General features: G+C 50.5%; 15 protein-coding genes. 10 read left to right on the top strand and 5 right to left on the bottom strand.

What is annotated here, in order from left to right; translation table 11 throughout:
- The first annotated feature begins 146 nt into the window (after window positions 1-146).
- From NATSA_RS14195 to porW, 5 genes are all read left to right on the top strand, one after another.
- A complete protein-coding gene (locus NATSA_RS14195) occupies window positions 147-2,462 on the top strand; it encodes a TonB-dependent receptor domain-containing protein (RefSeq protein ID WP_210513273.1) in 2,316 nt (771 codons plus the stop codon).
- A 24-nt stretch (window positions 2,463-2,486) separates the two neighbouring features.
- Entirely contained in the window at window positions 2,487-3,968 is a 1,482-nt protein-coding gene (locus tag NATSA_RS14190; protein WP_210513272.1) for a SusD/RagB family nutrient-binding outer membrane lipoprotein, read from the top strand.
- 30 nt (window positions 3,969-3,998) lie between these two features.
- Window positions 3,999-4,850: a hypothetical protein gene (locus NATSA_RS14185; RefSeq protein WP_210513271.1), complete on the top strand. Its 852-nt coding sequence runs from the start codon at window positions 3,999-4,001 to the stop codon at window positions 4,848-4,850.
- Between the two features lie 261 nt (window positions 4,851-5,111).
- Window positions 5,112-6,545: a pyruvate kinase gene (gene pyk, locus NATSA_RS14180; protein WP_210513270.1), complete on the top strand. Its 1,434-nt coding sequence runs from the start codon at window positions 5,112-5,114 to the stop codon at window positions 6,543-6,545.
- 15 nt (window positions 6,546-6,560) lie between these two features.
- A complete protein-coding gene (gene porW / locus NATSA_RS14175) occupies window positions 6,561-9,659 on the top strand; it encodes a type IX secretion system periplasmic lipoprotein PorW/SprE (protein WP_210513269.1) in 3,099 nt (1,032 codons plus the stop codon).
- An 85-nt stretch (window positions 9,660-9,744) separates the two neighbouring features.
- Here porW and NATSA_RS14170 read toward each other — a convergent pair whose 3' ends face one another.
- Entirely contained in the window at window positions 9,745-10,845 is a 1,101-nt protein-coding gene (locus tag NATSA_RS14170) for a quinone-dependent dihydroorotate dehydrogenase (protein WP_210513268.1), read from the bottom strand.
- A 169-nt stretch (window positions 10,846-11,014) separates the two neighbouring features.
- Between NATSA_RS14170 and NATSA_RS14165 the strand changes: the two genes are divergently transcribed.
- Both NATSA_RS14165 and rho read left to right on the top strand, forming a co-directional pair.
- Window positions 11,015-12,397, top strand: a complete 1,383-nt coding sequence (locus NATSA_RS14165; RefSeq protein ID WP_210513267.1) for a bifunctional folylpolyglutamate synthase/dihydrofolate synthase — start codon at window positions 11,015-11,017, stop codon at window positions 12,395-12,397.
- Between the two features lie 173 nt (window positions 12,398-12,570).
- A complete protein-coding gene (gene rho / locus NATSA_RS14160; RefSeq protein WP_210513266.1) occupies window positions 12,571-14,412 on the top strand; it encodes a transcription termination factor Rho in 1,842 nt (613 codons plus the stop codon).
- On the opposite strand, the gene NATSA_RS14155 is transcribed toward rho, so the two are convergent.
- Together NATSA_RS14155 and sppA are read right to left on the bottom strand one after the other, a co-directional pair.
- Window positions 14,406-15,236 carry an MBL fold metallo-hydrolase gene (locus tag NATSA_RS14155; protein WP_210513265.1) on the bottom strand — a complete coding sequence of 277 codons (831 nt, stop codon included), beginning with the start codon at window positions 15,234-15,236 and terminating at the stop codon, window positions 14,406-14,408. The genes rho and NATSA_RS14155 overlap by 7 nt on opposite strands.
- 23 nt (window positions 15,237-15,259) lie before the next feature.
- Window positions 15,260-17,050, bottom strand: a complete 1,791-nt coding sequence (gene sppA, locus NATSA_RS14150) for a signal peptide peptidase SppA (protein ID WP_210513264.1) — start codon at window positions 17,048-17,050, stop codon at window positions 15,260-15,262.
- A gap of 228 nt (window positions 17,051-17,278) precedes the next feature.
- Here sppA and NATSA_RS14145 point away from each other — a divergent pair, with 228 nt between their 5' ends.
- From NATSA_RS14145 to alr, 3 genes are read left to right on the top strand one after another with little or no spacing between them, the layout of a single operon-like run.
- Window positions 17,279-18,883: a phytoene desaturase family protein gene (locus NATSA_RS14145; RefSeq protein WP_210513263.1), complete on the top strand. Its 1,605-nt coding sequence runs from the start codon at window positions 17,279-17,281 to the stop codon at window positions 18,881-18,883.
- Window positions 18,884-20,062 (top strand): M50 family metallopeptidase, encoded by a 1,179-nt coding sequence (locus tag NATSA_RS14140; protein ID WP_210513262.1) that lies wholly within the window; start codon window positions 18,884-18,886, stop codon window positions 20,060-20,062.
- Between the two features lie 17 nt (window positions 20,063-20,079).
- A complete protein-coding gene (alr, locus tag NATSA_RS14135) occupies window positions 20,080-21,168 on the top strand; it encodes an alanine racemase (RefSeq protein ID WP_210513261.1) in 1,089 nt (362 codons plus the stop codon).
- A 58-nt stretch (window positions 21,169-21,226) separates the two neighbouring features.
- On the opposite strand, the gene NATSA_RS14130 is transcribed toward alr, so the two are convergent.
- Entirely contained in the window at window positions 21,227-21,736 is a 510-nt protein-coding gene (locus tag NATSA_RS14130; protein ID WP_210513260.1) for an FKBP-type peptidyl-prolyl cis-trans isomerase, read from the bottom strand.
- Window positions 21,737-21,877: 141 nt separating this feature from the next.
- Window positions 21,878-24,112 carry a thioredoxin domain-containing protein gene (locus NATSA_RS14125; RefSeq protein WP_210513259.1) on the bottom strand — a complete coding sequence of 745 codons (2,235 nt, stop codon included), beginning with the start codon at window positions 24,110-24,112 and terminating at the stop codon, window positions 21,878-21,880.
- Window positions 24,113-24,135: the final 23 nt, after the last annotated feature.

The following is a 24,135-nucleotide window of genomic DNA, read 5'->3' as shown; positions in this document are numbered from 1 at the left end:
ATGATTATGAAGTATATCGAGGAGCAAAATGTTGAAGGTAAAGACGGAGAATTTAAAATCGAAGACAAGTAGACATTTGTCTACATCACAAAGCTATCGACTTTAGTCGATAGTAGTTTACTTCCTCGGTACGTTTTTCCAATCCGATGAGGCTTCCGGATTTTCAGAATGAGTATGCCCAGGGAAGCATCGGAAAATACAATTCAGACAACCTGAACGGATGGGGGCCGAGGATTGCAGGACAAACCGTGGAAAATATCCGTGGAGAAGAGATTACGCTTCAAGACTACCCGGACAATGTCAGGGATTTCTATGAAACAGATCTCATGACATCAAACCATATCTCATTCTCCAATGCGGATGAATTGTCAGATCTCAGGGTCAGCCTCACCCATACAGGTCAAAGCGGCATCGTACCGAATAACAGACTGGACAGAACGGCCATTTCAGTCAATTCCGGCCGCAGGCTGACCGACAGGCTTGCCATCCGGATGTCCGGTACCTATACACACCTTGATACCAAAGGCCGTGCCGTGGCCGGTGCAAATGATCCGAACGTTCTGACGTCACTGATCAACACGCTGCCGCGTACCTTTGATACTTCCGAACTCAAGGATTACAAAGAAGAGGACGGAACTCAGAGAACACTGGGCCCGATGACCAACAACCCCTACTGGCTGGTCAATGAAAATGCCTTTGAAAACCAGGTACGAAGGATTTTTGGTAATGTTGAAGGCCGCTATGAAGCCACCGAGTGGCTGTCCTTCACTGGTAGAGCCGGTCTTGACTACTACACTGAAGATCGAAACAGTAGAAATGCCGTCGGAACTCTTGGCCGTGATGATGGTGACTTCGCACTTGATGTCATCCAGGAACAGCAGATTAATATTGACGCTCTTGCTGAAGTGAATCGCAATATCACTGATGACATCAGTTTCCAGGGTGTTCTGGGGTATAACCTGAACATGCGGGAGAACCAGATTCTCAGAAGCAGGGGGACCAATCTGGAAATTCCGGGACTGGAAAACTTTGCCAACACCGAAACACAGTCACCAACCAACCGGTTCCAGGAGCAGCGCCTTGTCGGTGTATATGGTGATGCTACGTTCGGTTACAGAAACTACCTGTTTCTGAATCTTACTGGCCGGAATGACTGGTCGTCAACCCTGCCGAAAGAAAACCGCTCATTCTTCTACCCGTCTATCAATACCAGCTTCATTTTCTCCGAAGCATTTGATATTGCCGGAAGAGTGTTCTCCTACGGTAAATTGTTTGTGAACTATGCACAGGTAGGTAGTGATGAGGCTCCTTATCAGCTGGATTTCCGGTTTTTGCCGATCGAAGACATTTTCGGACAGTTCGGAACCGGCAATGACTTTCCGTTTGGCGGCAGAACCGGATTCGGTGCTACCGGTACACTCCCCCCGACTGACCTGAAGCCTGAAATGCAGAACTCCTTTGAGGTTGGTACGGAACTTCAGTTCTTTGACGGAAGGGCAGGTGTTGACTTTACCTGGTATGATGTCCGGACCGAAGACCAGATTATTTCGATCCCGACGCCGCTTTCCACCGGGTTTGGTGCCAACCGAACCAATATTGGTGAGATTTCCAATAAGGGAATCGAGCTTTCTCTGAACTTTGTACCATTCCAGACAAGAGACTTCTTCCATAACGTAATAGTCAATTTCCATCAAAACCGGAACAAAGTCGAATCTCTGGCTCCGGGTGTTGATGAAATCGTTATTGCAAGTGCCTTCAACGGCCTTCAGGTTCGTGCGGAACCGGGAGAACCGCTTGGTCTCTATGGCCCGGGCTTCCTCAGGGTAACTGACGAGGAGTCAGAGTACTATGATGAGCTGATCATTAATCCGGATAACGGACTGCGACGCACAGGCGACAATATCCGCCTTGGTGACATCGATCCTGATTTCAGGCTCTCGTTTACCAATCAGTTCAACTTCCGCGGTGTTGGCGTTAGCTTCCAGATTGATTACCGTCATGGAGGAACCATCTTTTCACAGACCGTCGGTGCTCTCAGAAGAGCCGGTGTTGCTGAAGAAACAGCTGAAAACAGATACGGCACTTACATTGATGACGGTGTGATTCCTGATGGAGAAGGCGGATTCATGCCAAACAATGTTCCTGTACAAAGTATGCAGGCATTCTGGAATCAATATGCCAACTCTGACCTTCATGAAGGCAATGTCTTCAGTGCCACCCATGTGAAGCTCCGGGAAGTACGTGTCGACTATACCCTTCCTCAGCGATGGCTGGATGCAACTTATTTCAGCAGCGTATCCATTGGTCTTGAAGGACGAAATCTGCTGCTGATTTACAGCGAAATCCCGCATATCGATCCTGAGACAGGTCTCTTCGGATCAGCATCCAATGGCCAGGGTATTGAATGGAACGTACTGCCGTCAGTACGAAGCTTTGGCACCAATATTCAGGTTCGATTTTAATCCATTTTGAAAATGCACAATACTATGAAGCGATTTAAAACATTTATACTGATTGCCGTTCTTGGTTTTACGGCATACAGCTGCGACAGTTTTCTGGATGTAAATACAGATCCGAATGCAGCTACGGAAGTTTCGCCTGATGTGTTGTTTCCACCGGTCCTGGCAAACGTTTCTGCCAACAGGGCCATCGAAACCATGCCGGGTACGGCTTTCTTCGTCAACTCCTGGTCTCCGAACTACGCGACCGGTCTCCATGGTGATGACAGATACGAGGTCAGCCCGTTCGGAACGGGTAACACATGGACCAGCTGGTACGGGTCCGGGCTTAGAAACCTCAACCTGATGGTTGAATTTGCAGAAGATAGAGAACCATTGCAGCCGAACGTCGCCGCACAGGCCAAAATCATGAAGGCCTATCTGTTTTTCTCGCTGACCATGATGTGGGAAACCGTTCCTTTTACAGAGGCACTGGATCCCGATGAGTTTCCGAATCCGGAATTTGACGATCAGGAAACTGTTCTTTATGGCGTAATTGACATGCTGGATGAAGCCCTGGAGCAGATTGCTCCGGGCGAACCTGCCGTCGAGTTTGGTGATCTGATGTATGGCGGAGATATGGAGCAGTGGGAAAAGTTTGCCAACTCACTGAAGCTGCGTACATACATGTATCTCAGGAACCAGCATGATGTTGATGACGAAATTCTGGATCTGCTTCAGAATGCGGAGCTTATCAGAAGCAATGAGGATATGGCCTATATTCCGTTCTTCGATTCAGAAGATAATGCTCACAACCTCTGGAAGGTTCACAATCAGTTCAACGGTTTTGTCGGAACCGGCAACGGCGGGTATTTCGTCTCTGCCGGCCAGACTCTGGTTGATTTGATGAACGATCTTGATGACCCGAGAAGAAACACCTACTTCGCATTCATGCCCCAGGATGACGGTACATTCCTGCCGGAAGATTTCACCGGACAGGTAGCCGGCCGGTTTGGCAGCGAAGGAGATGTGAATTACATAAGCCAGAACATCATTACACGTGACTGGCCCAACCGGGTACTCACACCCTCGGAAGTGCTTTTCTATGAAGCGGAATTCTATGCCACCAGAGGTGAGTTTGGTGCCGCTCATGATGCATATATAGCCGGCGTTCAGGCATCACTTGATTTTCTTGATCCCTGGACCCGTCTTGATCCGAGAGAGGGAACACTTAACGGTATTCCCGATGCTGACAAGCAGGCTTACATTGACAATCTTCCCGGTTCATTCAGTAACGAAGAATCTGCTCTGGAAGCCATCTGGACTCAGCACTACATTGAGATATTTGACAGATCACCTGAAAACTGGTCGGAGTGGAGAAGAACCAAGTTCCCGAGTCTGACAGTTGCGGAACAAGCCACGCTGGGCGATATCATCAGAAGATATCCGTTCCCGCCTTCGGAACTTCAGTCAAATCCGAACATTCCTCCCGAACCGGTTCTGGACACTCCGATGTGGTTTGAGAACTGACAGATATTCATTTCTAAGATCTGATATATAATGAAACTAACAAGATTTATACCAGTAATATTCATTTTCGCAATTGCTTTTACAGCATGTGAAAATGTATCTGAGCCGTTCTCTATTGAGGATGGCGCGATCCCTGCTTTTGTAAAAATAGATACAGAAGACACGGATGTTCTGGCAGGCGGTAGTCTTGAAGTCCTGATCGAACTGGGCCAGACCCAGGAAGAAAACGTTGTCGTTGAGTACGAAATCGATGGTGACGCGGTCGAAGGAGAAGACTACATTATGTCCGGAACTGACAACGGCTCCTTTGTGATCGAACATGATCCGGAGTCTACTACATTCGACAATCATACCATTGACTTTGAATTCCCGTTACTGGCTGCTGAAGGTACTGCAAGGGAGCTGACACTGATACTTGTCAGTGCCACTACCGAGGAGACCGGAAGGGAGCTGACGATCGGAAGAGGTGACCGCGGTGCATCCCGCACCTATACCATCAATGGTTTTGGTGTCGTGGAAACGGGTACCTATGAGTACGAAGCAACCGGAGACTTTGAGTTCGACGGTACCTTTGAAGTGACCCGGCCGGATGATCCCATCGTGGTTGGCGGCGATCCTTATCTCTACGAGGTAAGCAACATTGCCGGCGGTCTGTTTGGCATTCCGGTAGCCTACGCGTTCAATGTAACTGCAGCTGGAAATGTCATGGGTGCTCCTTACTCTCATGGGCAGGATCCCGATGGTGAAGATCTCGATGATATCATTCTGAATGTGGGCGGAAGTTTTGATTCCGATACCAACACGCTTATTCTGGACTATGTCTTCGAATGCTGTGGAGTGGAAGGGGCCAATGTAGTAATAACTGCCACTTTATCAGACTGATCAGCAGGGATAAACTGATTACATGTTTAAAAGCCGCATCGCAACCCGATGCGGCTTTTTTTTTGATGCGCCCGGCAGGGCGCATTCGCTTCACCGTCAGGAAAAATCTAAAATAATCTTTTTCAGAAGTACAAGAGCCGCAATGGATTTATAATCAAATAAAGATTTCAAAAGAATTTTGACTGGCAACACCCTATCTTTTATGGCAAATGTTCTGAACAACACAGAAACCAGGAATGGCAGAAATTAGAGACCATCTTTATGCTGATTAATGAACGAAGAACAAAGCTGGTTTGCACGATAGGACCGAGTACCAGCTCACCGGAAATGATTGAGGAACTGATTCGAAGCGGCATGAATGTCGTCCGTCTGAATTTCTCGCACGGCACGCATGAAGTCCATAAGAAAAACATTGAGACCATTCGTGAGCTCTCACGCAAGCTTAAAATCAGCATACCCATCCTCATGGACCTGCAGGGGCCCAAAATCCGGGTCGGCCGTATGAAAGGGGAAGGTGCTAAGCTGGAAACGCACTCTTATGTCAAACTGACTCCGGATGATATCGAAGGTGACAGTGAAGTAATTCCGATCGACTACCCCAATCTTGCAGAAGATGTCAAACCGGGAAATACAATTCTGATGGACGATGGTCTTATGGAGCTCAGAATTGTCAAGATATCAGACGGCGATATTACCGCACGTGTTATAAACGGCGGTTTTCTAAAGCCGAGAAAAGGAGTGAATCTGCCGGATGTCAAAACCTCCATATCAGCCATTACCGAAAAAGACGAGAAAGACCTTGCATTCGGACTTGAGCAGGGTGTCGACTTTGTGGCAATATCATTTGTCAGATCGGCCGGCGATGTTCAGGACCTGATATCCAAAGTACGCGTCAAAGGCAGCAATGCCGGGATCATCGCGAAAATTGAAAAGCCGGAAGCGCTGGATGAAATTGATGATATCATCCAGCAGGCCGACGGTATCATGGTCGCCCGGGGAGACTTGGGAATAGAAATTGCAAGTGAACGCGTGCCGCTCATCCAGAAAGATATTATTGATCGCTGCAAAACAGCAGGCAAGCCGGTGATCACGGCAACACAGATGCTGGAATCGATGATGAACAACCCCCGTCCTACACGGGCAGAAAGCTCCGATGTAGCCAATGCCGTTCTCGACGGGACTGATGCCGTCATGCTTTCAGGGGAGACAGCCGCCGGCAAATATCCGCTGGAAGCAGTCCGGACCATCGACAAAATATGCCGCAACATAGAAGTCAAAACGGATTCCATTTATCAGACACTTGAGTTTGTACAACCAGAATGGAGGGAAAAACAGGTTGTTGAATCCCTCAGTTACGCATGTGTGACCGTCGGTGAAGCGGTGGAAGCCAGGCTGATTGCTACCATCACACATTCCGGCACAACAGCCCGAAGAATTGCAAAATTTCGGCCTCGTGTACCCGTTATAGCATTTACTGAAAGTGTGGAAGTCAGAAGACAGCTTAATCTTGTCTGGGGTGTTACATCCATCCAGTTGGATGCCCTTTTTGATACAGATACCAGTGTCAAGCGAATGGAAGATTATCTGAAAGAATCCGGGTTGATCACATCAGGTTCACGTATTGTGGTTGCCGCCGGTATTCCCATTTCCAAACGCGGAAGCACAAATATGGTCAAGGTCAGCACGATAGAATAGTCCATTTAACAAAACATGTTTCGATACATTCGGCTAACCGGTGCTTTGCTCGCGATACTGCTTGTCACTCAGGGGTGCGGAACGGCCCTGCAAAGCGGATGGCGTGACTTCAATGCCTATTTTAATACCTACTACAATGCAAAGACCAGCTTTGACCGGGGTGTCGAGCTTCAGCGGAATCAGGAAGTAAAAATCAATCCGGAACGTCCCGTCAGGATCCACCCGACTCCTCCCCGGGCCGGTCAAAGCGATTTTGAAGAAGCCATCCAGAAAAGCGCAGATGTTATCCGCTTCCATCCGCAGTCGCGCTGGGTTGATAACGCCATTTTTCTGATGGGACAGTCCTATTTTTACAAACAGCAGTTCTTCTCCGCTGATCAGAAGTTCGTTGAGCTGCTCAGCACCACCAGTGACCCCGAATTGCGGCAGAAAGCCATTTTGTGGCGGGGACGGGCAGCGCTTGAGCTTGAAAACCATGTCGAAGGTATCAACTACATTGAGGCACGACTCTTTTCCACTGAATTTGACTGGGAACCCGAAATTGCTTCAGAAGTGAAGCTGGTTTTAGCCCAGCTGCTCGTTGAGCGGGACGAATACGAGGATGCTGTTTTTTATCTGGAGGAGGCGTTGCCGGATGTGGATACCAGGCGAATGGAAATGAGGGCGCACTTTTTGCTCGGACAACTGCTGGAGGAGCTTGAAGAATATGACCGGTCCCTGGATGCCTATGCCAGTGCCACGCACCGCTCCAACCCGAGCTATGACCTGATCTACCATGCCGAACGAAAAATGGGAATCGTTGCCCGAAAACGCGGAGATCTGGATTGGGCACTGGAGCATTTCATTGACATGAGCAGAGACGACCGTCATTTTGAATATATATCAGATATTGAATATCAAATCGCGCGCACACTCCATGATCAGGGAGAATTCACCACCGCCCGCGAAAACTATGAACAGGTTCTGAGAAGAAGATCACAAAATCCCTCAAGCGAGACCCAGGCCCAGATCTATTACGGACTTGCAGAAATATACAGGGACTATTATCAGGATTTCTCAACCACTGCCGCCTACTTTGATTCATCATCCCAGCAGGCAAGAAACATCGAAGAGCTTCCGAAAGACTTTGATGCCGATGTAATGTCTCAGTCATACGGTGAATATTCGCGTCTGCAGGCGGAAGTACACCGGCTCGACAGTTTGCTCTGGCTTGGAGAGCTATCCGAAGCCGAGTTCGATTCGGTCGTCACAGACATCCGGGAAAAAAAGCTTGCCGAACTTGAAGAACAGCAGCAGGAGCAGCGAAGGGAACACATGGTTACCCCCGAGGATATTGAAGAAGCCGGCGAACAGGCAGATGAGGTCACCGAAAACGGGTTTTTGAATCACAAGAATCCGCAGATGGTACAGCAGAGTACCCAGGCATTCCAGGCATACTGGGGCACCAGGCCGCTGGTGGACGACTGGCGCCGGATGGAAGCCGTGAGGGTCACTATCGTGCAGCAGTATGAGGAAGAGGGCGAGGAAGTGGAGGACGTTGATGAGGCTATCGAAGAGGCTGCAGGAGCCCAGGCACAGACCATTGATCTGGACTTTTCCGAAATTCCGTTTACGGAAGAGGAACAGCGGGAAACACGTCATACCATCGCTTCCCACGAATATGAAATCGGAAACGTGTTTTTCACTTCTCTTGCAATGCCAGACAGCGCCGCTATCTACTATCGCAGTGTCATGGGCAGATTTCCCGATTCGGAGCTGGCCCCCCAGGCCATATATTCCCTGTCCGAGCTCTACCAGTCAGCCGGAGACTCTGCCCAGGCCTTGCAATATGCCATGCAGCTGGTGGATTTCTACCCGGAAACAGTTTACGCTGAGCGGATGGCGGACCGCTACATGCTTGAGCTGGAACGTCCTGAAAAAGAGCTGAGCAGGGAAGACAGCATCCGTGTTGCATTTGAGGAAATCAAAGATATGCCGGCAGGTGAAATCCGTGCCGAACGGCTCAGGCGCTTTGCGGAAAAATATCCCGAATCCGGGGAGGCTCCCGAAGCGCTCTACCGGTCTGTACTGGATTACATCCAAACGGCCCGCGATGATGAGCAGTTTGTATACAGAATGAACGAGCTCTCTTTTTACCGGTATATGTGGGAACAGGAAAGTGATGTGCTTGAGGGGCTTCAGGATTCGGTTCAAAGCCTCATGGAGGACTCGTTGTACATGGCCAACCTGGCCGAACTGGAAGCGGATATTCTGGATGAAGAAGAGCCTGCTGAAATGGAAGGCCGGGCAGGTTCGGAAGAGGACGAAGAGCACCGGGAAGAAGAAACCGAAGGGGATTCACCAGGTGAAGGATCTGATGAACCTTCCGGTGAGGAGTCTGGCGACGCATCGGCCGACGATGAACGGGAACCATCAGAATACAGTTCCGAGGAACGGGCGGAAATCATTGCACGGGAGCGGGAGCAGGCAGAAGAGCAGATATTGGAGGAGGTTGCTGAACAGGAAGAAGCTGCTGAACAGGAAGAAGCTGCCGCCCCGGATGAAGATGAGAAAGAAGAAACAGATGATCAAACCCGCCCCAAATCCACGCAGATGCATTTGCAGGAGATACTGGAAAAACAGATTCCGGAACCGGACTTCAGTGACATGTTTCCTTACGAGGGCGCGTTGTGGGACAGTGCCAGGGTGGCTTTGATCAGTATGAAGAGCGAGTATCCTGATTTTGCCAAGAGTGATGTCGTTGATGCGTTATCAGAGGAAATAGAAGTGGACCGGGTCAGGGCGCTGCTGGTGGATACCGACAAAACGTACTCCTGCGGTGAGCTTGATTCCAAGCCGGAAGTTCAGGGCGGCAAAGACAACTTTATCACTGAGAGCGGATTCCGTGATGTGATCAACGAACATCAGATGAGCGGAACAATTCAGATTGAGGTTCTGATCAATAAGGAGGGTGTCCCCAAGCAGGCTGATACCGACGAAGAACGGGATGAAGACGGCATTATTGATACCCTTCTTGAGACTGTAATTGAGCATATGCGGTTTTCCGTTCCCGAGTACACAGGGGTTGAAGTCTCTGCCAGCTGCGAGTATACCATCGAATTTGACTCTGAATAGTGTCAGCATGGTGCCGGGCAGTTCCGGCCGGCTGTGCCTGTTCCCTGCGACCATTTGCGCTTGAGAAATCCTCTGTTCAGAAAAATCAGTCGGCGTTTCTCAGCTCAGATAGTGATGCTGCCCCCTCTTTTTCGACCTGCATGGCAAGAGCGTTATTTATTCTGCGAATCAGCCCGGGGCCCTCGTAGACAAGACCTGTGTATACCTGCAGCAGATGGGCCCCTTCTTTTATCAGTGACACAGCCTTTTCCGGAGAATCAATTCCACCGCAGGCAATCAGGATGCGCTCATTTGGAAGGGTTCTGCGAAACCAGGAGATGTATTCCATCGTCTTGCTGAAAAGAGGCGCACCGCTCAATCCACCCCGGCCGATGCCGGATAACTTCTTTTCGGGTGTGAGAAGCCCTGACCGGTCAGTTGATGTATTTGAGACAATATAACCGGTAATATTTCGCTCTTCACAAATGGTAACGAGCTGGTCCAGCCGGGTGAAGTCATTGTCCGGCGAAAATTTGACAAAAAGGGGATGCAGGCTGTCTGTTTGCTCGTCCCCGATGGCATCCAGCAGATCGGCCAGCGGACCGGGTTCTTCAAAAGTCTTTCCTTCCCCGGTGTTGGGACAGGAAATATTCAGCGTGATATAATCGGCGACATCGCGTGCATGGAGATAAGATGACACGTAATCACGTATGGCATCGTCTCCCATAATACAGGAATCGTGTGTTTTTGCGATATTAATGCCGGACGGAAAATCACGAAACAACGTTGGGTGCGTGGTCCGAAGCTGATGCAGCCGACGACATATCGTTGACGCTCCCTCGTTGTTCAGTCCCATTCTGTTGATCAGCGCCTTGTCCTGCACAAGGCGAAATAACCGCGGAGACGGATTGCCCGCTGATGGTTTTGCGGTGATGCTGCCATACTCGGCGTATCCGAATCCCATTGCCTGCAACAACGTTGTAAATTGTGCGTTTTTGTCAAAACCGGCGGCAATACCTGTTGGGTTGGGAAAAGAAATTCCGGCTATGTCCTGCCTCAGGGACGGCCAGGCAGAAGTTTGCCTGTTACGGAGACCTTTTCCGATGAGCGGTGATCTGGAAATGGCGTTGCCGAGTCCCGCGACAAAATGGTGAGCCCTTTCGGGATCCATCCGGAAGAAAAGCGGACGCAATAATGTCCGGTACATAAAGTCCTCTTATTGAAACCTGCAAAAATGTGACCCGTTTACCAACGATGCCATCAAATTGGGTGAAACGCAGAAAACGAGTGTGTTTCGTACTGATTCTTTGCGTACAATATACGATATTCCCACCCATCATAAGCCAGTCAAATTACGCAGAACCGAGATTTTTTAAATGAAGTTCACTGATATCCGTCACGTTTATGAGATGCTGGACCGCATGCCCTCTTTTCAGCGGCAAGGTGCCGGTGCTGCGCGTCTGGGACTGGATCGCATCCGGTGGTTCTGTGCCGTTATGGGAAACCCCGAAAAACGAGTGTCGTGTATCCACGTGGCGGGAACAAACGGCAAGGGCAGTGTCTGCGCCATACTGGCTCTGGCATATCAAGAGGCGGGATACCGGTGCGGGCTGTTTACTTCCCCCCATCTTGAGCACATCAGGGAGCGGTTCCGGATAAACGGCACGTTCATCCCTGAAGAAGATATGCTCCGTTTTTTTCAGCTTTACGGCAGGGAATTACAGGAGTCGGAGCTAAGCTATTTTGAAATCACAACAGCACTTGCTTTCTGGTGGTTTGATCAAAGCGGCGTTGATCTGGCGATTTATGAAACCGGGCTGGGAGGCAGGCTGGATGCAACCAATGTGGTGACTCCGGAAGTTGCCGTAATAACATCCATCGGTATGGATCATCAGAATTTCCTGGGAGACACCCTCTCCGGCATAGCGAAAGAGAAGGGCGGTATTATCAAACACGGTGTGCCGGTGGTAATTGGAAACATGGCATATGAGGCCCGGATGAAGCTGGAGGACATTGCGCAGGAGCGAAATGCCCCTGTTCTGGATGTCCGGGAAATGCAGCCCCGGCAGTTACCGCGCGTCAGGGCTGAAAAACAGCCCGCGGGAAAAATGGCAATGACCACGGGTGATGACACCGGCGCTGTCAGAACCAGCACCGGCATAGATCGTCCGGAGTCCGCAATCTTTACTTTCCGGGAAGATGATGAACTCATTGAAGTGACATCCGACCTGATTTCGCCTGTGCACAGATGGAATATTGCAGTGGCGCACATGGCTGTGAAGGCGGCAGGTGATGCATTCCCGGTAACACGACCCGCCTTTATAAAAGCAGTATCGGCGGCCGGCTCAAGCGGATTAATGAAAGCGCGTTTCGAGCGGATGCACCCGGATTATCCATGGTATTTCGATGCGGCTCACAACGCCGAGGCTGTCGGGGCACTGACAGATGCTGTTTCCGGGCAAGATTGGCAGACCGAACCCGTTATTGTACTGAGTATAATGCGTGATAAAGTTCAAAAAAAAGTACTTAAACCGTTTTCGGTTTTTGAAAAAAACTACTATTATGCATTACAGACGGAGAGGGCGGCAGATATCGCACTGATCACGCCATATGTAGCCAATATAAAGAACTTGCCCCCCAATGAAGAAGAAATTATTGATTTCTTTAAAGGGTTTACCAATCAGGTAGTAATTTTCACTGGAAGTTTTTACTTTTATGGTGTGGTCAAAGGATGGATTTCTCGCATCATCAAGTCCTGAATACTGTTTCCTCTCTCCGGGTCACCTGTAAAACACCTCTATCAAACGATTCGGGTAATGTCCGGATTAACGGATTACCGCTCACCCACAACATAACAATGTGTGCACTCCGATTGTGACTGCATCATAACATAATGTCTTACCTCCAATCAGCTGAATCAGAATTGAAAGATTTGGATCAATTAGAAGAAAAAACACTAAAAGAGTTGCAGGAAATTGCCCGGAATGCAGGGCTGAAACCTGTGACCGGTTTACGCAAACAGACTCTGATTGACCGGTTGCGTGAACATGCCCGACAGCAGGCTCAAACACTCATAAGTTTTGACGGTGATGATGGTGACGATGCCGCTTCTTCGAAAACGGATGAGAATGATCAGAGCACCCGGAAAGACGATTCGCAGAGTTCCCGCGAGGAGAGAGAGCAGTCTGAATCCCCGCCTACCGGTCTTTACCGTAAAAAGGATCTGAGCAAGTACAAAAAGCCGGCACAGGGAGCCGGGAGTTCACAGAAGGCGAAAAAGTCATCCTCCGGTCAGGCTTCTGATAAATCCCCTGGTCATTCCGCAGAATCGCCGGAATCAAAATCCGCCCGAACCGCCGGATCCGGAGAAGCAGCCGGTAAAGCTGAAAAGCAGCAAAAGCAGGCTAAGGAGAAATCCGATCTTCACAAAGAAGCTCAAAAAGATCCGCGAAAGGATTCCCGAAAAGAATCCCGTAAGCCTGACAGACCCGAAAAATCAGAAAAAGAATCAGCAGGTAAAAAAGACAGGGCAGCACAATCCGGACAGGATCTGATTCCTTCAAAATCCGATAATAACAAAAAGAAGAACGTTCACGAGGTTCTTCCCGAGTCGGATGCCGCGACACTCGAAGAACGCCTGAAAGAGATTGAACCCAAACTTGGTGGTTATCTGATTAATGAAGGCACACTGGAGATCCTGCCAGACGGATACGGATTTCTCAGATCAGTCAACTACCACTATTCGGCAAGTCCGGATGATATCTACGTATCTCCTTCGCAAATAAAGAGGTTCTGCCTGAAACAGGGTGACAGCGTGATCGGTATCATCCGTCCGCCCAAAATCGGCGAGCGCTATTTTGCTCTTCTCAGAGTAGATGGTGTCAACGGGCGTATTCCGGCCGATATGGATTCACGGAAAGATTTTGATGAGCTGCTGCCGGTTTATCCAGACAGCCGCTATGTACTTGAATACAACCGGACAGAGTACACTACCCGTCTGGTTGATCTCTTTTCCCCGATTGGCAAGGGACAGCGGGGCGTTATCGTGGCACAGCCGAAAACCGGAAAAACCACCATTCTCAGAAACATTGCCAACGCGGTTTCAACGAACAATCCGGATACCAAGATCATCATTCTTCTGATCGACGAGCGGCCGGAGGAGGTGACCGAAATGGAGCGAAACGTGGTTGATGCCGAGGTCATTGCTTCCACCTTTGATCAGAGACCTGAAAACCATATCGGACTGGCTGAAATCGTGTTTGAAAAAGCAAAGCGGATGGTCGAAAGCGGCCACGATGTGCTTGTACTCATGGACTCGATTACCCGTCTTGCCCGGGCCTACAACATTTGTTCGAACACGGGTCGTACGATGTCGGGCGGTGTGGATGCCGAAGCTCTGAAAAAACCGCGTAAGCTTTTCAGTTCGGCCAGGAATATTGAAGACGGTGGCAGCCTCACCATAGTGGCAACAGCACTTGTGGATACCGGCTCAAGGATGGATGATGTCATATTCGAAGAGTTCAAGGGTACCGGTAACATGGAGCTTGTGCTGGATCGCCGGCTTTCCGAAAGGCGGATTTTCCCTTCCATTGATGTATTCAAGAGCGGCACCCGCCGGGAGGATCTGCTTGTTGAGGAGGCTGAAAGGGAGAAGGTGGTACTGCTTCGCCGCTATCTGACTACCATGACACCGCACGAAGCGATGGAGTTTCTGCTGGATAAAATCAAGGGCACCAGAGACAACAAAGAATTTCTGTTGTCAATGAATCAGTAGTCGCTAAGCACAAATTTGCGGTTTTTATCCTTTGTGATCCTGCCCGATTTCTTATACACCGAGTGGTAAAACAGCAGCGTGGCATTTTCACGATGTGCCTGGTTCATAAGCAGCATCTTGGCTTTCCGGGCTCGTGACGGGTCCATGTCGGTTTTGTGGTGCATACTGTTGTTCAAATGGATATCGCCGGGAATCAGGTCGCCGCAATAATAGGCCGACTCCCCGCTGCTTCGCAACCGCACAATCTGATGACCCGGGGTGTGTCCTCCTGTCCGCAGCACGGTAACCCCCTTGACAATATCCTGGCGCTCCTTATCCAGAAAAACAAAACGGTCGTCCGCAACAAGCCGGTACAGATCATCAGGTTCATAACCCATTCCCTGTGTTCCGGGCGGATGTTCCACACTTGCCAGCGCCGCTTCCCACTCGGACCGCTGCACGTATATCTGTGCAGCGGGCAGGGTTGCAGAAACGGCACTGCTTTTGCCGGTGAAGCTCATCCCGGCGGCATGATCATAATGAAGATGACTCAATATGACATGTTTGATGTCTCCGGGCTGATATCCGAAGATCTCCAGGTTGGTGAGAATATTGGAAGTGTTTCGGTTTGGTTCGTTGTTGTCCAGCCCCATTCCCAGGCCGGTGTCCAGCAAAATACATGTCGAACCGGTATCGATGAGCACCGGGTCGAGCCCCACCCGGGCATGGCCCGACGGAGTGTCACCCTGTTTTTTCTGTTCTGTTGTTTTCTGGATGGATCCGCCGGGGGATACCTCGAACACCCCTTCACTCAGCTGTTCTATCCGGAAACCACCAATATCCATAAATTAATTCTGTTTTTTGTTGATCAATGAACTTTGTGATCAAAGGGAATACGGGCAATGACAGCCCGAGGGTCATTCTTCAAAATATGAAAAACGGGATCAATATACTCCAGTTCTTTGATTTCTGGCCGGAACCAGCTTTTGATTTCTGCCTGCGCCGATCCGGTGAACAGCTCCATGAACGTTTTTGGTTTGGGGAAGGTCTCTACGGAGTACTCTTCAATTCCCGCTTTCTCAGCGGCAATGGCTATGGCATCGTTCATTTCGCCAAGAACATCCACCAGGCCATTTTCAAGGGCTTCGTTGCCGGTCCACACCCGTCCGGCGGCTGCGGCCCGGACGTCATCAATACTCATGTCACGGCTTTCAGCCACTCTGTTGAGAAACACATCGTAGAAATCATCGATATATGCCTGGAATGAGCGGCGTGCTCCTTCACTCATGGGTTTGTCCTGTGTGAGCCAGAGAGCATTGTCATGCGAAGCGACGGCGTCAAAATGGATGCCGAGTTTTTCGTTGAAGAGTTCCTGCATATTCATTACAACACCAAACACTCCGATAGAGCCGGTGATGGTCTGTGGTGAGGCGACAATGGTGTCAGCGGCCATCCCGATATAATAACCACCGCTTGCCGCAACGGGGCCGAACGAAGTGATAACCGGCTTTTCCGAAGCTGCTTCTCTGATTTTGTTCCAGATGATGTCGGATGTGGATCCGGCACCGCCCGGGCTGGTAATGCGAAGAACGATGGCTTTTACATCGTCATCTTCAAGCGCCTTGTCCAGGTTTTCGGTGATATTTCTCACTGTGATGTTTTGCTCTGTTCCGGGAAAAACGGATTGCGAGTCAAATTCGGGCATGATATTGCCGGAGGCATGGATAACCGCAACCTTGTCGTTTCCTTCCGGCTCGGCAACACCGGCCGTCGAACGTTTCACACGGTTATATCGGTGAAAAGAAATGGTGCGCAGCTCGTCATGTCCAAGCTCCACAACTCTGTTTTCCAGACGCTGTTCTACTTCTTCCGGATAAAGCAGCTTGTCTATGAAATTGACTTCATATGCTCCGGATGAAGTAAATATGGGTTGATCATTGAGAATGGCATCCAGTTCTTCACGGGTGTGTCCTGACCGCTCACCTACGGCTTCAAGGAAGTTATCGGCGACATTGTTTACGATCGAGGAGAGCTGCTCCCGGTTTTCCTCAGAAAATTCGGTTTTGAAAAATGGTTCTACAGCACTTTTATACTCACCGGCACGGAAGATCTCCGCTTCAACACCGATTTTATCCAGCATCTCCTTGAAGAAAACGGCCTGAATAAAGAAACCGTCAAACTCGAAAAAGGTCTCAGGGGGAGAAAAAATGGAGTCGGCTGCGGTTGCTGCAAAGTAGGCCTGCTCATTGAATCCGATGTCATCTGTTGAGATATAAACGAATTTATCCGATTCCTCCCGGAAGTTTTGAATGTGATCACGCAGCGCAATCAGATTGGTCCAGGGGGCTGCAATATTGTTCATTTTGATCCACACGCCTTCAATACGGTCATCAGCAGCAGCTTTTTCCAGATTCCTTTCTATGCCCTGAAGACTTACAGGTTGCCGGGAAGGGTCGGAAAACAGCATGGCGAAGGGATCCGAAGGCGGCCTTTTGGGAAGGGTGTTCCCGATCTTGATTTCAAGTACCGATCCGTCCCGAACATAGGGTTCGGTCTCTCTCTGAGATGAGATGATCAGAATCAACCCGATCATGAACAGCAGAAAAAGCGTAACAAATATCGCGAGCAGCGATGCGAAAAAAGATTTAAAGAAACCCATATTCCAATGATAATGTTGTTGGTTTGTCGGAGAAGAAATTACGACATTAACGTAAACAAAACTCTTAAAATCACGTAATCATTCAAAAAAGAAACTTTCTGATTGAGAGGTGTACGTTTATCAGGACATAAGGTTACGTTTTTTACGGAGTATTACCGGACTGTTGCGTGATGCACTTATTCCCCGGTATTTGATAATACCATTAACCGATTCTAAAGCAGAAACAGAATGTATGATGTCATAGTTATCGGGTCGGGCCATAACGGCCTGACAACCGCCTGCTACCTTGCAAAAGCGGGACATAAGGTTTGCGTTATCGAAAGACGCGACACTCCGGGTGGTGCTGTCTGTACCGAACCCATGTTCCTGTCGGATGATGCGCCTGACGGATACCGGATTGATGTAGGTTCCTCGGCCCATTTTATGATCCACCAGACCCCGGTCATTGCCGACCTGGAACTGGAAAATTACGGGCTGGAGTATATCGAAATGGATCCGTTTATGTCTTATCCCGTGCCGGACGGGGGTGTCATTCATTTCCACCGCTCCGTTGAAAAAACCATGGAGTCCATATCCAAAATCTCACCGCGTGATGCCGAAGCCTATCGTGATTTTATCGATTTCTGGCGCCGGATAAACAAAGGCGTTCTGTCTGCGTTTCTGGTTCCGCCCGCACCCGGAAGCATCTTCAGCGAGGTTTTGAAAGGGCAGATACGTAACGGGTCCATGTTCAAAAAGGGCGAGCAGATTGACGGATTGCGGAAAATCCTGAGCAGCTATGGCCAGGTGGTCAATGAGAGCTTTGAAAATGAATCGGTGAAAACGGCTTTGCTGTGGTTTGCGGCACAGTCGGGTCCGCCGCCGGATCAGTCGGCAACCGCCGACTTTGCCGGTTGGCAGGCGATGCTGCACGAGAGCGGCGGGAAGCGTCCGAAATGCGGGAGCGGGATGCTTACGCAGGCAATGATCCGGATGCTGGAGGCGCACGGGGGCGAGCTGCGGACCGGCGAGCCGGTTGACCGGATTATGATCTCCGGAAGCGGCAGCACGGCAAGCGCCGTCGGTGTCAAACTCGCATCCGGCGAAGAAGTTGCCGCAAAAAGGGTGATTTCCAATGCGCACGTTCAGACTACCATGCTGAAGATGGTCGGGCCGGAGCATCTGTCCCCGTCCCTGTTCAAACGGGTTGGCGACATTAACGCAGGCAATGGCTTCGGAATGGTGATCCGCTGTGCTGTTGAAGAGCTCCCGCGTTACGAGGCGTGTCCGGATGACCCCGATATTCACAACGGGTTGCAGCTGCTCGTTCCGTCCCGCGAGTATATGGATGCCTCCATCGGGGATTATCTGGCCGGACGGCCGCCGGAAAACCCGTCGGTGCTGGCCATGACGTTCACAAAAATCGATCCGACACTGGCGCCATCCGGAAAACATCTGCTCTATGCATGGGCGCAGTGGCATCCCTACAGATTATCGGGGGGACAAAAGTGGGCCGATATCCGCGAACGGGAAGCGGAGAAGATCTATGACGTGGTAACACGGTATGCTCCCAACATGAAAGACAAGCGAATCGACTGGTACATTCAGTCCCCCGAAGATATCGAGCAGAAACACGGCTTGCTCAAAGGCAATGTGATGCATGTGGAGATGACGTTTGATCAAATGTTCATGTTTCGTCCGACACCCGAACTGAGCAGGTATAAAACACCGGTAAAAAATCTGTATCTTTCCAGCGCATCCTGTCATCCCGGGGGCGGCGTATTTGCAGCGGCCGGATACAATGCCGCCGGAGTGGTGCTCAGGGACATCCGAAAGGAAAAAAAATGGTTTTAAATGCGGCTCATATTTAAACGGCTGGATAAATTCAGGACGGACCTCTACTCCGTATTGCATGGCGGTCTTCCGGGTTTTGGACTGAGCATGGGCCGGTTGCGCATAACCATCGATCCGCTGCTCCCGCTGGTGGTGATCCTGCTTGCCTGGATTCTCAGTGACCGCTATTATCCGCAGATCATGTTTACCCAGGCTGACTGGGTGTACTGGACTATGGGGATTACCTCATCGGTTTTTCTTACGATATCCATTTTTTTCCATGAATTCGGACACGCGCTTGCCGCGCGGCAGTTGAAGCTGCCACTTGAACGCATTCATCTTTACCTGTTTGGCGGCATGGCCGAGCTCAAGCAGCGTCCGATGCGCCCGGTTGAGGAGCTGGTTATTGCGCTTGCCGGTCCACTGGCCTCTATTGTCTTTGCACTTCTCGCGTGGTTACTTGCAGAGGTAACGCATCCTTCCAATAACGAGGTTTTTCTCGTACTGCAGTTTGTTTTCTACATGAACCTGCTGCTGTGCCTGTTCAATCTGCTGCCCATTTTTCCTCTTGACGGCGGACGTGCACTTCGTTCAGTATTGTGGCATTTCAAGCGGTATTTTTTCAAAGCGTCCATCCTGACTTTTTATATCAGCATGACCGTAATTGTGCTCATTATGGCAGCGGCCGGCATTCTTCTGATCACCGAGGGTGCTTCAACGGCATTCTGGGCCGGACTGCTTGCCGCATATCTGTGGTATACGGCCTACGCGGGCCGGGACGAGCTTGTTTACAGGCCTGATTTCGAAGACCTGATATTCCGGATCAACCATGACCCGAGACCGGAAGCGGTGATACGGCAAATTCACCGGATGGATTCCCGGTATGTGCCCAATGCCGTGATACCGGTAACACGGAACGGCAAACTCGAGTCCGTAATCCTCGGAAAGGAACTCGGGTCGATTCCAGGTCCGGATGATACTCTGGAGGATATGCACCGGCCAGCCGAAAGAGGGTATTATGTGGATCTGGCCGATGAAGCAACATACCGGTATGGTGTCAAACTGAAGGCTGAGTTCCTTCCGGTACTGCATCAGGGCGACCTGATCGGCATGAGCGACGCCCATGAAATCCGCTTCTGGCTGCTTCAGCACAAAGACTCTTTTCTGCCTACTGAATTACAGCACTCTTCATCACCCTAACTGTATCTCTTATTATTGTGAATACTCCGGAATACCCGTTTAACAACTCATATATTGAAGTGGACAGAGAAGTCTTGCGGAACAATGCAAGGTACCTGCAGGCCAATCTGAATGAAGGGGTCCGCACCATGGCTGTTGTCAAGGCTGATGCCTACGGACATGGTGCTGCAGAAGTTTGCCGGACCGTCGGGCGGTTTTATGACAGGTTTGCGGTTGCCAATGTGACCGAGGCAGTCGAGCTGCGCAAATCGGGCGTCACTCATCCCATACTGGTTTTCGGGGTACCGACGTCCCGCATGGCAAAGGCGTACAAAGAGTTTGACCTCACGGCGGTCATCAGTGCAAATGATCATTTTGAACTGCTCGAGCCCGGAACAACCTGTCATGTCGAGATAGATACGGGGATGGGCCGGCTGGGAATGTCCGTAAACCGGCTGGAGGAGCTGAGGGACAAAGTGGATGCCTTTTCCGGCGGCGAAAAAAAGCTGCACATCGAAGGGATTATGACACATTTTGCAACGGCTGATGAAAAGGATACCCGCTACATCGAACATCAGAAAGAACAGATTGGCCGACTGCGTTCGGTATTTAACAATGTGCTGCCTGTCCATGCGGCAAACTCGGCCGCATCGCTTGCCCATCCCGACACTCATTTTGACATGGTGAGGCACGGAATTGCGCTGTATGGATATGACCCGTCACCCGACCCGGGCACAGGACTTCATCCGGCCATGAAATGGAAAAGTTCTGTAGCCCAGTGCAAAAAAATCAGAAAGGGTGAATCCATTAGCTATGGCGCGACCTGGCAGGCGCCGGAGGACGGTTATTACGCTGTAGTTCCGGCCGGGTATGCTGACGGCTATCGAAGAAACCTGTCAGGAATGATGCCGGTTCTGATTGAAGGCAATTGGTATCGCCAGGTCGGCCGGGTGACCATGGATTACGTAATGATATGGCTTGGAAAGGATGCCCATGAACCCGGTACGGAAGTGCTTCTCATGGGCGGCGAACGCAACCACGCTGGTCTGTGGGCCGAGGCAATGGATACCATCCCGTATGAAATATGCTGTGGCATCCATCCCAAAGTGCCCCGGAAAATGGTTTGACTATGACGATGAGGATATTTCCGCCAAATGTTTCGTCAAATGAATGTGTGAATGCGAATCAGTCGGAAGTGATGCTGACGACATCGATATCAAAAATCAGTGTGTCCTCATTAAGCTGGTGGCTAGAGTTTCCGTAACCCAGCTCGGGTGGGATGACAAGAGTGCGCTGGCTGCCTTCCCGGGCTGCGTGCATGCGTTGTCCGTCAACGGGAACACCGGCAAGCCCCTGTATGAATCCTCTGACCATGCCGCCTACACGGAGGGTCGTGGGTGAGTCCACTCCGTTGCGGAACGAACTGTCGAATATTTCACCGTCGGGTGTGCGCCCGGTGTAACGAATGCGGACATCATGACTCTCGGCAATGATATCGCCGTCTCCTTCTTCATGAAAGTAAATAATAAGCCCCTGATCAGATTCAAATCGCTGCACACCTGTAGTATCGTACGGGCCGATTTCATCATAGGTGACGGTGTTGAAACCGTTGTCGTCACAGGCCGAAGCCACAATGATGAGACCGGCGATGAGTGTCAGAAAAAACGGAATTCTTGTAGTGTTGGTCTTTAGCATTGATTAAACCGGATATTTTTATTTTTAAAATTCTTTTTCGGGAAACGGTTTGCAAAAATATTGCAAAGGGTATAATGTAAGCTGCTTGTCAAAAAAAATAACGCAATGGAGTCCGGCAAGTTGTACTTGTGACCGGATTAATCACGTGTCACTTAACTGCTCTTCAAATTCTTCCGGCGTGTTTACCGGCTTTCTGCATTGGAAATCACGGCAAATGTACGCTGTTGTTTTGCCATTTCGCAACTTTTTATCGTCATATAGTGAGAAAAAACCGGTTTGTGCCAGGTCACCGTTTGCATCTGGTTCAGCCGGTGATGATTTGGGTCGGGACGGATCCTTTGTCTGTTTTTTTATTTTTCCCTCAGCATCTTTTTCCTGCAGGATGACAAGATAAGAACCAGGATCGAAGTTATCCCTCCACAGATGTACCATCTTTCCTGTGGTATCACCGAAGGCCGCCGGACCGCCGACCGTCCCGGAACCATCAGATTTTTCATCTGATTTCTTATCTGTTGAAGCCGGGACGATAATGATCTCAAATCCGGGATGCCGGTGGCGGTGCATAACCTGAAGCAAATATCCGAAAGCCGGAGCATGTTCGCCCGCGATTTCGGCCAGCGGCTCCGTTGCAGCAACTGCGAGACGCGTCCATTCCGGAACACCGGCCAGCTGTCCGGTGCGATAGAGTGCCGAGATTGCAGCGGAGTTGCCGCCCGGAACGGCATTGTCAAAAATATCCCGCGTGCCGGATATCAGATCGGAGCGGTCCTGCGCGCTGAAGTCAAATGCATTTTTGTTTTCGTCGTAAAACTGTTCTTTGAGTTGCCGCGCGAGCCGGACCGAAAGTGCCAGCCACCGCGGCTCGCCTGTAAGCTCAAAGAGATGCGAAAACGCCTCGCAAAGCAGTGCATAATCATCCAGAAAACCCGGCTGCCTGACGTTATCGTCTTTGTCGACTATGCGGTAAACCATATTTCCACGGACAACCCTGCCGGACAGAAATGAACCAAGGGCAACGGCATCATCGGACGGGTGGTCAATCAGTCGGCTGCACCGGCACAGTGCAATGAGCATCATGGCATTCCAGGAAGTGATAATCTTGTCATCCAGCCCGGGCCGTGTTCTTTGGTTCCGGTAACGCAGCAGCTTTTCTTTGGCTTTTTCCAGTTTTGCCCGGAGCATCTCAACAGTGGTGTTATTCCGTCCGGCGATATCCGAAAGCGGAGTGCTGCGATGCAGAATTGAGACACCTTCCCAGTTGCCCTCGGGAGTGACTCCGTAGTGTTCTGACACCAGGTTTAATTCATCTTCGTCAAGTACCGATTGCAGTTCGCTGTAAGTGTAGGTGTAAAACTTTCCTTCAACACCGTCTGTGTCAGCATCAAGTGCCGAATAATAGGCGCCATCCGGGTGACGCATTTCACGATTCAGGAAGGCAAGTGTTTCGCGGGCGGTATCGGCGAAGAGGGGATTTCCGGTGATCACGGCGGCTTCAGCAAGCACGGGAAGCAGCAATGCATTATCGTACAGCATTTTTTCGAAGTGCGGGACAAGCCATTTCCGGTCGGTGCTGTATCTGTGGAAGCCGCCTCCTGCCTGGTCATAGATTCCGCCTTTGATCATGGCTTCCAGACTGTGTACGGCCATATCACGGGCTTTTTCCGAACCAGGACGCCGGCTTTGCCTTAGCAGAAATCCGATTCCCATTGCCGTGGGAAACTTCGGGGCGTCGGAGAACCCGCCGTAATCTTCATCGTAAGCTGCCGAGTAACGCTCAACGGCTTTTTCAAGCTGCTCGACGGAAACCGGAGCCGGATCAAGCCGGTCATAAATGTCGTTTTTCAGGGCAGTCTGCATCTCTTCTGCCTGTTTGCGGACCTTGTCGGGTTGCTGTTCATAAACCGATGCAAGTTTCATGATGACACTGGTAAAGCCCGGTCTGCCGTGATAATCCTGCGGAGGAAAGTACGTGCCGGCAAATACGGGGACCTGACCGGGGGTCAGCCAGACATTGAGCGGCCATCCGCCCTGACCGGTCATCATCTGAAGCGCCTCCATGTAGAGGGCATCCACATCCGGCCGCTCTTCACGGTCAACTTTGATATTTACAAAATGCTTGTTGAGGATTCGGGCCACCTGCTCATCTTCGAACGATTCCCGTTCCATGACGTGACACCAGTGACAGCTGGAGTAGCCGATACTGAGGAAGATCATCCGGTTTTCCTGCCGGGCTTTCTCAAGGGCTTCATCCCCCCAGGGGTACCAGTCTACGGGGTTCCATGCGTGCTGCTGCAGGTAGGGGGAGGTCTCATGGATGAGACGGTTGGGTTGCCTTTGCGGTCCGGATGTCCCGGAGTTGTCCTGCTTTTGCGGCATTTTGCTGTCCGTTTATTCCGTTT

The sequence above is a fragment of the Natronogracilivirga saccharolytica genome, assembly GCF_017921895.1.
Taxonomy (GTDB): domain Bacteria; phylum Bacteroidota; class Rhodothermia; order Balneolales; family Natronogracilivirgulaceae; genus Natronogracilivirga; species Natronogracilivirga saccharolytica.
Note: the sequence above shows the minus strand (reverse complement) of the source record. Positions and strands in the feature narration are given on the sequence as shown.

Coding starts and splice junctions, on each gene's coding strand:
- NATSA_RS14195 (WP_210513273.1), top strand. CDS start 147: ATGAGGCTTCCGGATTTTCAGAATGAGTATGCCCAGGGAAGCATCGGA.
- NATSA_RS14190 (WP_210513272.1), top strand. CDS start 2,487: ATGAAGCGATTTAAAACATTTATACTGATTGCCGTTCTTGGTTTTACG.
- NATSA_RS14185 (WP_210513271.1), top strand. CDS start 3,999: ATGAAACTAACAAGATTTATACCAGTAATATTCATTTTCGCAATTGCT.
- pyk (WP_210513270.1), top strand. CDS start 5,112: ATGCTGATTAATGAACGAAGAACAAAGCTGGTTTGCACGATAGGACCG.
- porW (WP_210513269.1), top strand. CDS start 6,561: ATGTTTCGATACATTCGGCTAACCGGTGCTTTGCTCGCGATACTGCTT.
- NATSA_RS14170 (WP_210513268.1), bottom strand. CDS start 10,845: ATGTACCGGACATTATTGCGTCCGCTTTTCTTCCGGATGGATCCCGAA.
- NATSA_RS14165 (WP_210513267.1), top strand. CDS start 11,015: ATGAAGTTCACTGATATCCGTCACGTTTATGAGATGCTGGACCGCATG.
- NATSA_RS14155 (WP_210513265.1), bottom strand. CDS start 15,236: ATGGATATTGGTGGTTTCCGGATAGAACAGCTGAGTGAAGGGGTGTTC.
- sppA (WP_210513264.1), bottom strand. CDS start 17,050: ATGGGTTTCTTTAAATCTTTTTTCGCATCGCTGCTCGCGATATTTGTT.
- NATSA_RS14145 (WP_210513263.1), top strand. CDS start 17,279: ATGTATGATGTCATAGTTATCGGGTCGGGCCATAACGGCCTGACAACC.
- NATSA_RS14140 (WP_210513262.1), top strand. CDS start 18,884: ATGCGGCTCATATTTAAACGGCTGGATAAATTCAGGACGGACCTCTAC.
- NATSA_RS14130 (WP_210513260.1), bottom strand. CDS start 21,736: ATGCTAAAGACCAACACTACAAGAATTCCGTTTTTTCTGACACTCATC.
- NATSA_RS14125 (WP_210513259.1), bottom strand. CDS start 24,112: ATGCCGCAAAAGCAGGACAACTCCGGGACATCCGGACCGCAAAGGCAA.